Source organism: Aneurinibacillus soli (assembly GCF_002355375.1).
Classification (GTDB): domain Bacteria; phylum Bacillota; class Bacilli; order Aneurinibacillales; family Aneurinibacillaceae; genus Aneurinibacillus; species Aneurinibacillus soli.
On record NZ_AP017312.1, the window covers coordinates 3,890,350 to 3,901,927 of the forward strand.

6 protein-coding genes are annotated in these 11,578 nt (G+C 39.1%); all 6 read right to left on the minus strand.

Annotated elements, in window-relative coordinates:
* Positions 1–3: 3 nt before the first annotated feature.
* The 6 genes from pglZ to CB4_RS19645 all read right to left on the minus strand — a co-directional run bounded on the left by pglZ (position 4) and on the right by CB4_RS19645 (position 11,504).
* Positions 4–2,541 (minus strand): BREX-1 system phosphatase PglZ type A, encoded by a 2,538-nt coding sequence (pglZ, locus tag CB4_RS19620; protein WP_096467387.1) that lies wholly within the window; start codon positions 2,539–2,541, stop codon positions 4–6.
* 152 nt (positions 2,542–2,693) lie between these two features.
* On the minus strand, positions 2,694–3,098 hold the full coding sequence (locus CB4_RS19625) for a hypothetical protein (RefSeq protein ID WP_096467388.1): 405 nt from the start codon (positions 3,096–3,098) through the stop codon (positions 2,694–2,696).
* A 104-nt stretch (positions 3,099–3,202) separates the two neighbouring features.
* Positions 3,203–6,679, minus strand: coding sequence for a BREX-1 system adenine-specific DNA-methyltransferase PglX (gene pglX, locus CB4_RS19630; RefSeq protein ID WP_096467389.1), 3,477 nt, complete (start codon positions 6,677–6,679; stop codon positions 3,203–3,205).
* The gene (gene brxC / locus CB4_RS19635; protein ID WP_096467390.1) at positions 6,672–10,310 is read right to left on the minus strand and encodes a BREX system P-loop protein BrxC; all 3,639 of its coding nucleotides are present in this window, start codon (positions 10,308–10,310) and stop codon (positions 6,672–6,674) included. The genes pglX and brxC overlap by 8 nt, the downstream gene beginning before the upstream one ends.
* A gap of 21 nt (positions 10,311–10,331) precedes the next feature.
* The gene (locus tag CB4_RS19640; protein WP_096467391.1) at positions 10,332–10,880 is read right to left on the minus strand and encodes a DUF1788 domain-containing protein; all 549 of its coding nucleotides are present in this window, start codon (positions 10,878–10,880) and stop codon (positions 10,332–10,334) included.
* A 24-nt stretch (positions 10,881–10,904) separates the two neighbouring features.
* Positions 10,905–11,504, minus strand: a complete 600-nt coding sequence (locus CB4_RS19645) for a DUF1819 family protein (protein ID WP_096467392.1) — start codon at positions 11,502–11,504, stop codon at positions 10,905–10,907.
* Positions 11,505–11,578: the final 74 nt, after the last annotated feature.

An 11,578-nucleotide genomic window follows, 5' to 3' on the forward strand; every position in this document is an offset into this window, starting at 1 on the left:
TTCCTACATCAACATGTCATAGATCCGTACGTCAAATAGTTCTTCCCTGTATAGCTTTGTTTTCGAGTCTGTAACATCTTCCATCCGTAAGACGCATTTCTCACCCACACTCACGCTGTGCTCCCTTAACGAGAAAAATACATCTAACTGTCGGTCTGCTGTATCACCAGTTAAATCAAATACAAGCGTTGTTTCGTTAGAAATCCGCACCTCATCTTTATAAAAAGCAACCCGAAGATGGCGAAGCATTCTTTCTTCAGATATTTTTTGCTCTTGGAAGAAGGACACCTTGAATCGGTAATTCGTCAGGATACGTTCCCGATTCATAACTCGTACATCTACTCGCTCTTCCTGCTTTTTCTTCGCTAAACCACGGATTTGATGATACATAATCACCGGCACAACCGTTTCCTGTGGCATGGCACCACCATGGACAAACTTCAATCCACCACCCTGTATTTGAAAACGGTTTGTACCAAGAGCAATGGCCGCCTCCTCTTCCAATCCAAGATAAGTAAGTGAGACTTTTTTCGCTCCAATCGGAACAGACAACCCGTATCCAAGAGCAAAACGGCGGTTTCCATCAATGATATCACCACTAACCGCCATCATTTTATTCGGCGCATCGACTTTCCGCGTCTGATATAAGAAGCCGTGGTCAGTCGTAATAAAAATCCGTACGGCACTGTACGTACCAACTAACTTTTGAACGACACCTTCTAAATCACGAAGGGTATCTTCCACTGCACCATACGCATAGTTCTCCGATTTTTGTTTATCGCCAACGGAATCAATTCGATCATGATACAAATAAATTAATCGGCGTCCTCGAATCCATTCCGCCTGATTGGATGCCATAAATTCGGTTACATTCATTGCTCCTGCTGTCGCTTCCCGTTTCTGTAATACAGCTTCTCGCTTATCTAACCCCCGGGTACTCATGCCGTCTCGCAGAACCGTCTTTCCTTGATAACCGAATGTGCGTCCTGGCAGTAAGCTGGCCATCCCTAATTGTGTGTATGAAGGAAGCGAAGCCTGCATTGAGCGCAACTCAACTTCTGCATTCATACGTTTTTGCAACCGTTCTGCTAACTCAACTCCAGCCTCATATCGTAAAGCATCAGAAATAATAACAAATACGCGCTCTGTTGTTTTCTCAATGAAAGGATGAATGAGTTGCTGATAGAATGATTGCTGTTGAAGCATACCAGGAATCGGCCATTTTTCCTTACCCTGCTGTTCTAGAAAATCGTCCGTCCATTGTGCGACTTTGCTTAGATAACGATGCTCATACCAATCCGTCATCTGCTCAATTAACTGAGCAAATCGTTCCATATAATTGATTCGCTCATATGCATATATCATCTTGCGGTAATGCAAATCAATTTTGTAGACACTTTCCGTATATTGCTTCATCCATTCTTCGCCATTTTTTGGCGCGAACACCTGTTGGAAACTATGTTTTTGTTCCAATATAGAAAGTGCCGCTTCCAACACCGCATACAGCTTATCAAATCCTTTTTCGTACCAGTGTTTGGTACGCCGTACAAACAAAATATCCTGCCATTTACCCGTATGTGCTGTTTCCTGTGTACATTCATCCAGCAATTTCTCCACCAATAATTGCTCAATTACACGAAATGTATCACAGCGCGAATATGCTTCGTAAGATTCTTCTAACAACCACTCACGTATCGACCACTTTGCTTCAACATCAGCCAGGTATTCTTCCAGTACTACCGTTTCCTTTTCTGTTCCTTTAAGCCAGTCCTCTAATAAAATCCGGCAGGTATTTTGAAGACGAGAAGGATAGCGGTACGGGAATTGTACCGGAAGGTCAAAATCGATTTCACTGGAAAAATGTGCATACACAAATGTCTGAAAAAGCGTCTGAAGAGAAATCTCTTCCTGTTCAATCCCGAAATAGGCACGCACATGTTGCCAAAGAATATCTGTACTGAAAAACTTACTAATATCCTGATAAACAGGATTTTTTTCTTCATCCAGTCCCCTTAACAGAATATGTTTAATAATTGTCGGCATTGTTGCACTGGGGCTTCCGGATAATACGGCCAACATTCCAAGAATGACCTGTTCTTGATTCGGATTCCCTTGTAACAAATTTTCTAACTTTTGGGCTCGCCGCTTGTCATTAAAAAAAGCACGATATTGTGCAAACAAATCACGCACCGACAATTGTTCGACATGGTAACGGTGCATCAACATAGCAATGTCATCTGCTTCAAACGTTTCACTGTATAACACAATATCAAGCAAGCTATTATCTATATCATCCGGTCGTGGAAACCGAGCATAAATCAAGTAAGGGGTATCCGGGTCATTCACTTCTAGTTGATACTTCGTAGCAAAAGCATTATTTTCATGGAGTTCCCACACTTGCACACCAAACTCCGTCATTGCTTCCTGAATCGGCTCTAATTCCCGATTTGGTACTGTATCATACCAAAATACGATTTGACGCCCCTGTCCCGATTTTGGCAACGCCTCAAACCTTTTTTGCAACTCCATAATAATCTCCATAAAAAGTGTTCCTCTCTACAACATTCTTTTATACAAATTTTAACACGAAGTATGAACTCTCCCAAACAAAAAGGATAGAGCGATCGCCTATCCCAATAAACACCTCTTTTTCATTCTATTTTAAAAAATATAAAACAAAAGCTACCTTACCTTTACAAACAATTTCTTGTTATGTATTGCCACACTTTTAATCCAGTTTCTTCATTCATCGAGACCATAGTTTGTCCCCAGACCACGCTGTATCCTACAATCTCACTTACCTTGGACGCCAGCAAAGGATTACGTAGATACTGGAACTTTTCTAAATTCATGTAATGTTCTTCATCTACATCTCCACGGTAATCTTTTACCTCTACGATTCCTGTTGCTACTCCTCTGGCAATAATTCCACGTTGATTGCTATATAGAAACACCATTTCATTTGCTTTGATAGCATCAATCTTGTGTTTCCATGGATCATAATAAGCGGCACACTTTTGCATACCAATCATATCCACTTCATCTTCTCCGGCAGGATTGTTGGTTCGGTTTGTGTTAACAATGTATGACTTCCCCACTTTGTTCCCCCCTAGCTATTTTTTCTTCTATTTAATTTATCAGCATGGTAAAAGCCTACTATGAAGGAACACTATAAATTCCAGTGTCCCTTGTGACGTGAAATCTATTTTATTTTTGCTAACACATCCTGCAGTTTTGCATAATTTGCTACAACCCCATTATCAAGGTCAAGGGTAATCCGCTGATTAGCCAAACTTGCCAATCTCTTATCGAACTCTACCAGTTCCTCTTGTCTTTCCCTCAACAACTTTATCCTCTTCTGTGCCGCTGTCTTTTCTTGCCGAGACAGTGAAGGATTAGTCAGGCGATCATTCAATACCTTTTCTTCATGAGTATACTTCGTCTGTAGATTATGCAAGTAATTTACCCTTACACCAGCTAATGTTTCTAGTGAATAGCGATGCAAATACACGAGAGCACGGAATCCTTTCTTTTTCCCCGATTCAATCATCCAGTAAATCGGGCGCTTTTGGTATGTTTGTACATGGTCTTGGTAAAATTCATCAAAGAAATAGCGACGGAGACGTTCTAAAGGTGTTTCATTTTGCTTCATCTCTAGCGCTTCAGCTAACCAGTGTAAGTTTTCTTGTAAAGTTTCCAAGCCAAAAATAGCTTTAAGAAATTGCTCAAGTCGGGCAATAATATCATCTTCAAAATATATCTGATCAGTAAGTGGTAAAATACCATTTGCATCTGGTAAGAATACCTGATACTTTGTAGCATCCCACTCTCCACCGGCGTATGCTAATCCAGGAATATCAAGCGAATAGCGTCCCATAACACAACCAACAAAATATGATAAGAATGACTTAACTTCGCGCAATTGATGAGCCTGTCGTACTGTTACTTCTTCATCTGGAACCTCTGGTATCAACTCGTCTTGTAAGCCGTATAAATCAATAAAGATACGGTTTAATTTTTCTTCATTTTGTTGTAACTCGTAAAACTGTTGCTCAGTATGAACTTTCCAATTGTCATAAACCTCTGCTAACTTGTTACCGTTACGGTGGATAAGGAATGGATGTTGTTGAAAATCCCAAGAACTCTCAAAAGAGTCCCAGTCATTTTTCGAAAGATTTATATTCCTTTCAGCAATAGTTTGTATTTCCTGATTAGTTGAAGCACTTTGGCTAACAATATATGGAACTAAGGATAATGGCCCCTGACTATAATCTAAAGTAGGTGTTATTATATCTAAAATATACTGGGCAACTTTGGTATTCATATATGCTAAAAGCGATAACAAATTATCATGCTCAAACATAGTGGTACAAATAGGCCCTTTTTGATCAAATACAAACCCATTGGACACATATCTCATGGAAAATTTCCCACTAGTTACTGCAGACCAAGTTAAAGATCTTTTGAAATAAAACTCTTTTCCATCATGGCGGTGTCCCTTTAACTTCCGCATCTCATTCAAATGATAATTATTATAAGCTATAATATATTCGAAGTTTCCATACCATCTTCTAAAATTACCTCCTTTTGTATAGGGGGCATACACTTTTACTGAATTCATAAACTCATCTCTGGTTTTCGCACAGAGGTTAATACTGTTTAATTTAACTTCAAACCAATATCTTAGAAATCTCGGATTATCTCCAGTGGATAATCCTTTTTTAACCAGGAATTTATTTCCTATATTAGGATTTTCATTAAAAACGTCATCGATTTTCTTGCTTCTCCAGTATGCAAGAGGTGAACCTTTGATTTTTTCGAAATGTTTCCCATTAAAACAATAACGGTACCATACCTTATCTTTATAAACAGCTTCTTTTACTTTAATAGGTTGAATATCTTCCCCCTTAAATGTTGTTAATCTGATATATTGCCCAATTGTTTCTTTACTTTGGTTTTGAATCACAAAAGTACATATAGGTACCGTAGCCTCTTTGAAGGAGGAATATTCCAACTGTATTAAACTTGATATACTCTGATGATTAATAATATTCTTACGTAACTTTTCATAAGAAGACAAAAACATCCATGTAAATGGTGTCATTAAACCTATATATCCATATTGTTTTGTCATTTGAGTACAACGATAGATAAATGATGAATATAGGTCAGCCTTGTAATCTTTATAATTATTTACAAGAAACTCTTTTAAATTAGAGTTATATTTATTGTGATATGGAGGATTTGTAACTACTATGTCATATTTGCTTTTTAGCCAATCCGCTTGCTGTAAAACAGGCAACAATTCTTGCTTCAGTTCTCCAGCATACATCTGTTCCGTGAGGTTCCCACCATGTTTAACTAGATCCTCAATTTTGGATATGTAGCCTACATAATCAACTTTAGGTGAAATACTTAGCGAACCAAACTGCTTTGCATTCGAAAAAGCAGAAATTACTTCCTTGATTTCTTCTTTTTGCTGTGAAGTCATACACAATAAATTTATAGAATCTTCTGACGGAAAACGAGCATCAATGAACTCAGCAACATTTAACTTCAGCTCTTTTGCTTTTCGGAAAAAACGACGACTTTTCTCTCTTGCTTTCATCATGAGTGCAAAGCTTGTCATCTGAACTGCACGCTTGTCGATATCCAAACCATACAAGTTTTTTTGTAAAATTAATAATGGGATGTCACTGCTTGCGTACCCTCTACTAGCATACATGTCATACAGCATATCGAACGCGTAAACAAGAATGTGCCCTGAACCACAGGCAGGGTCAATAAACTTTACCTCTTCCAACTCCATCATAGTTCCGGGTGGCAGGCTCGATTTCTCATGTTTTAGATAATATTCCCATTGCTTAGGCAAATCGCTGTTTGGGTTGATCTCATTCCACATCTTCCCTAGCGAATTTTGCACCATATATTGCACGATCCATTTCGGCGTGAACAGTTGAGTAGCGGCTGGTAGCTCTTCTTTTGAAACTGTACCTTTATTCATACCAACAATTTCTCGTTGCTTTTCAGAAATATAATATTGGTACAACCAACCGATAACCTCAACTTGTTGGAAATCTTCTTCGGCAATTTTATCAATCATTTTATGAATGACCGAATCAATATGAAGCAACATATCTGGTAAAAGAAGTTCAGTATAATCATTGCTGTTCTCAAACAAAAACGGCATTATTTCACTAAGTTCATTACATTGTGCTAACAACAGCAAACGATACGCTTCCTCTCGCTTTTCTAGCGTTCCTTCTGCGAGTAAACTTTCCACCTTGGTTACATCGACCGACAACCCTGATTCCCGGAAATGAACCAGAATATCCGGCTCCGCCTTCCCCGTCTCACTCGACAACATACGAATTCCAGAAGGTAAATAGCGATGAATCTCTATAAAACGGAGGGCAATCAAACGGTTAAACCATGTATACGCCACTTCTTCAATTACTTGTTCGTAACCTTTACGCTTCCACTCACTGGTAAGCGCTCGATATGGTCTCTCTAATGTCTTATCATACGTCTTTCCATTAATAAGAATATGATCTGTACCAATTTCCAACTTTCCTACGTTCTCTTCTGTAACTCCAAAGCGGAGCGCCTGGGCGGCGACCTGCTGAAGCAATTCCACCCGCGCGTTTACCGCAAAATCCTTTAACGCTTTTTTATTCATGATGTACCTTTCCTTTCTTTGAAAGTACAAGTATATGGTTATCCAGCAAAGCTTTAACTTTTTGATCCAAGCGCTTTATATAAGCATCCCACTGCTCTGTTGATTCAATAATAATTTCCTCTTGCTGACCAACCAACATATTATACAACCCTTCTGCTGTGATCACCCTTTCTTCTTTTGTATGATAGAGTTGTCCTTCTTTTTCTGGATCTTTCACAGTCGTTGGAGGGTCAATATCAATAACACGTTTTGCTTGTTCTCGTTTTTCCAATATCGCTTTTACTTTTGCTTTTCCTTCATTTAGAGCACGTTGGGCCATCCCTAAACTCATAAAGATTTCCGATACACTCTGTCTTGCTTCACACTGGCGTACCTTTTCTTCCGCACTTTCTTTCTCTCTCATGAGCCATCCGCTCAACTCTGCATCAAAGCCATGTTCTGTTTGTAAGATATCCCATTCCCTTACAATGGCCTGCAGGACAGGAAGTGTTTTTTCTCTTTCTGTTTCTAGTAATTCATTCAATTTGTCCGTTAATTGCGGGCAAATGCGGTTTAATTGCTGAATACGCGAGTATGGCTTTTCTTCCCTTAAGATCGCTTCAATATTGCTTTTGATTTGCTGGATATCAACATGATGTGCCGCACCTTGAATGTCCATTTGCTTTTCCTGTAAAAGCGAGACAGCCCCGTTAAAAATCTTAATTTGATCGCCTAAATAAAATTCTTCAAGCTGTTCCATTTGCTCAAACCAGTCATCCAACTCATCTTCTTTTTCGACCAATTCATGGACAAAGCGCTCGGCATCACGAATGCCTATACACTCTTGTACAAACTGTAGCAAACGCATTAAAGTCATGGTTCCTGGATATGGGTAACCTGGTTTTTCGGCACGCTTAATCTCTTGGACATTGGAAAGAGGCTGTTTCATTTTTTCGTTGATGACCTGACGAAATTCATCTGCCACTTCTTCATACGTTTCCCCAACGATAAATTGTTTTTTAAAGAACTCACGCATTATAGTAAGTGCGTTATCTTTAATATTTCGTGGGATTTTTACCTTGATATCAATAATGACCTTTTCACGTTCTGCCATTTTAAATAGACGATCAGTAAATTTTGAATCATTTTCATCAAAAGGAACAGCATTATATTCAAGTTTAATTTTTTGGTCATGAAGTAACAAAGCAACTAGACCTATGATGTCATTTTCATTCCATCCATAGACTCCACGGCTGAAATATTCAATGATGCCCTTTAACGATGTACGGCGAGCTTTTGGCTCTTCTAAATAACGTTCCATTTCTTCCAAAGCCTGATGGTTCTCTTTTGTCCCGTCTAACTTGTATTCTGCTCCGTCTTTCGCCCACTCTACAATCACCTTGTGCGCATTTTTAATCGGTAAACGCTTGTCCACATAGCCAAGCTTCGTGTACGTGTTTGCAATCAAAGAGGAAAATGCTTTTTGTAATTGGCTTTTAGCATCTCCATTAAACGTTACCGGCTTGCCTTGGATATAGAAAGTCGCTCGGCGGCATGCATCGATAAGCAATCTTTTCCCTTTATCCTGAAACTCCGTAATTTGATGCTGTTTTTCATCAAAGATTCGATGTTGTAACGGCGTCAAGTTTGGCGCTTGCTTAAAAAGCAAAAACTGCTCGATCTGTGCCGCATACTCAAAAGCTTCCATAAAATCAATTCTGTCCTTAGATACACTTTCCGGCAAACGCATAACGACGACACCAGAGTTTGCTTCTAATATTGCTTTTTCAACTGGAACATCACTTGTATACACTTTTAATGTTAAAGCATGAACTGTACTGCCATATGCCACATCATTGAACTGACGGTTGAATGAAAAATCGTACCCACTTTCCGTCCGAACACTTGTTTCGGGAAAAATATCCCCAAAGAACATACTGGACACTTTACTTAATACAGCCATATCGTCTACGTATGTGCTTTTGATCTCACGATTGACTTCCTGCTCTTCATCAGACAGGAATACATACGTTTGATCAGCATTTTGTTCAATTAATAATACTTGCTTTAAACGGTTTAAAGATGCAACTACCTGTTTTTGTACATCGTCCTTAATATCATCTACATGCCCAAGTAATAACGTTGCAATATTCTCTTCGGTTGCATTTATTTCTTGAATGCCTTTAATAAGGTACAACGTTTTTAATACAGGTATATCTCCCGGTTCTAATCCGTCATGCTCGTCCGCGCGCTGAATCGCTTTCTTAATGGTATTCACAACAGATGTATCAAGGAAACGCCAGATAGTATCATAGAATTGGGCAAACGTCGCCAACTTCCCCGTTTCTTCTCTGCTAAGCCGAATGGCTACATCTTGAAAGGCGCGAAGAAGTGAACGTTCGCCATGTGCCAAATGTTTCCCCGCTTCCCCTTGTCTTCGAACTTTCTCGAATACTTTTTGAAGTAAGTCTACTTGATACGGGACAAATGGATATATTTGAATAAATTCATCCAGCGATTTGTAACCATTTCGTAAAGTAGAGCGATTTGTTTCAAACGAAAGTATATTTTTCAGAGACTGTTCACGCTTCATGTACTGAGAAGCCAATAGAGAATGTACTTGCTCCTCTTTTTCTAACAAACGTCGCTTGATAACTTCATCTGTATTCGCACTGGACAAGCTGATGCGTGTCGCAAATCGCCCTTGAATTTTTGAAAAGTCATCGCCTTTTACCTTAGTGACTGCATCAATTTTTTCCTGTGAAGTGACAGCAACCCATACTTGTCCTCCACAGTAATTACCAAGATCTTCGACAATCGTTTGGAGGTTCAACATTAGTGATGTGTCATCTCCAATGTATTGTCCGATCTCATCCACAAGGAAAATCAGGCGATACTGCGACCCTTTTTTTCGGCAATGTTCAGCGACAATATGAGCAAATTGATCCGAACTCATTTCATACATTTTTTTGCTTGCATCTAAGAACATTTTTGCCGTTTCTTCATCATATCCGATTTGCTCCATGGCCTGTACGAATGCTTTTTTATGAAGCATAATACGTGAACGTGATTTCTCCCAGGGATTTTTATCGAACATCTCAAATGCCCGCTTGAACGCTTCATATTTTTCTTCCTCATCTAGTTGACGTTCGATACTGGCAATCCAGGCGGTACTTGAATAACCTAGGCTTTCATTAAAGACCCGAAGAAATACATCAACGATTTTATCTTTTTCGTTCTTGGCGCTTGTACTATTTTTGGACTCGATGTTAAATAAAAGTGCATCTGCTGGATACTTCGCGCATGTTTTTAAATTTTCGAGTAGCTTTTGATTTTTTGTTTTCTCCTCAAAGTACTCAACTGCCGGTTTTCCTTGCGGAGCTATATTTGCTAGTAAATAGGAAAGGATTTTTAAAAAGTGAGATTTACCTGAACCAAAGAAGCCGGAAATCCATACCCCCATTTGTCCAGTTGGCTGAAACAAGCTTTTTGTATAATGTTCATAGAAGGTAGCAAGATACTCACCTGCTTCCTCTGTTATTACATATTCTTCAAGTTCCGTTTGAATTGTTGAAGCGTCCTGCTGTCCAGCTTGAATAACCCCATTGATTGGCCGATGAATATCTTTTTTAAATACCTTATCTATCTGCATACTTCTCCCCCTCTTCTCGTTTTATGTAATGTGAAACGCTCGGTAATAATTATTACTAGAAAAACGATTGAACAACCGTAAATCCTGGCCACTGTATGTACCCGGATAAAATAAAATAAGTGGTATGTCCATTTGACACGAAAACAGCTTATTCAGCACATCATGCGCTCTCATCATCGGATACACACTTCCGACTCCAGTCAAAAACAGAACTTGCGCATCTTGGATTTGCTGTTCTAGCTGATACACCCACTCCCCTTCTTCAATCGTCGGCTCAATTACATCCTGAAATAAAGAATCTGTTCCTTCTTCGACTTCATAATCCAACAGACTTTCTATCCCGTCTTCTTCAAACAAACTCAATAAAAAGTGATATAAGTTAACTTCAGTAATTTTGACAGGCATTCGCACAAGAGTTTGCTGGATAAACTCACGGACAATACATTCATCTTCTGGCGCATAATCAAAAATTGAATATGGCACTTCGTTCGCTAACCCTTGTTTCTGCAAAAACTCAGGGCTTTGAATAAAATTGTATAAGCAGTTTAACCGCGCTTCAATTTTTAGCATCTCTCTCCCCTTCTCTTTGTTTTTTTATTGGTATAAGACATAAGTTAATAGCACCTGGTATGTTGAATGCTGGGATACATATGTGCGCAGAGACTCGCTAATTGCCAGTGGCATAACACGCCATTCATTACCTTCTTTCTCCAGCAACCCGCATTCAATTAAAAGATTGAGCATGATTTGACGAAGTTTTCGCTTCGTTTCTGTTGACCAGCCTGATACCACAGGGCTTTGCTCAGCTTTTTGCTCGAAAAAGGTCAGAATATCCCCGAAAGTTACCCTGTTCTTTTTACGATGTTTCCAATTGTAATAGACGACTTCCAAAAAAAACTCACGCGGCAACCGGTATACGGTTAAAAATGCATAAAGTAAAATCGCCAGGCTATCGTTCCGTGAGCCATGTAAAAACATCTGTTGAAGCGTTTCATCCAAGCAGGCAATTCTTCTTTGAACCATAGCCAACGTCTTTGTGATTGCTCGTTGGCTTCGCATATGAAACAAATTTTGTTCAACAATATGAGAACGAATTTCTTCTTTACTTAGCCCTTGTTGAAGAAACGGAATAACAATGCGCATCTCATTCCTAAATACACGTTCCGAAGTAAAGGCGGAATAGTCGTTTTGCATAAATAACCTCGCTCTCTCCTATTCAACATTTTATCCTATTTTTGTATGTATTTATATTTCGTTTTTCCTATAAA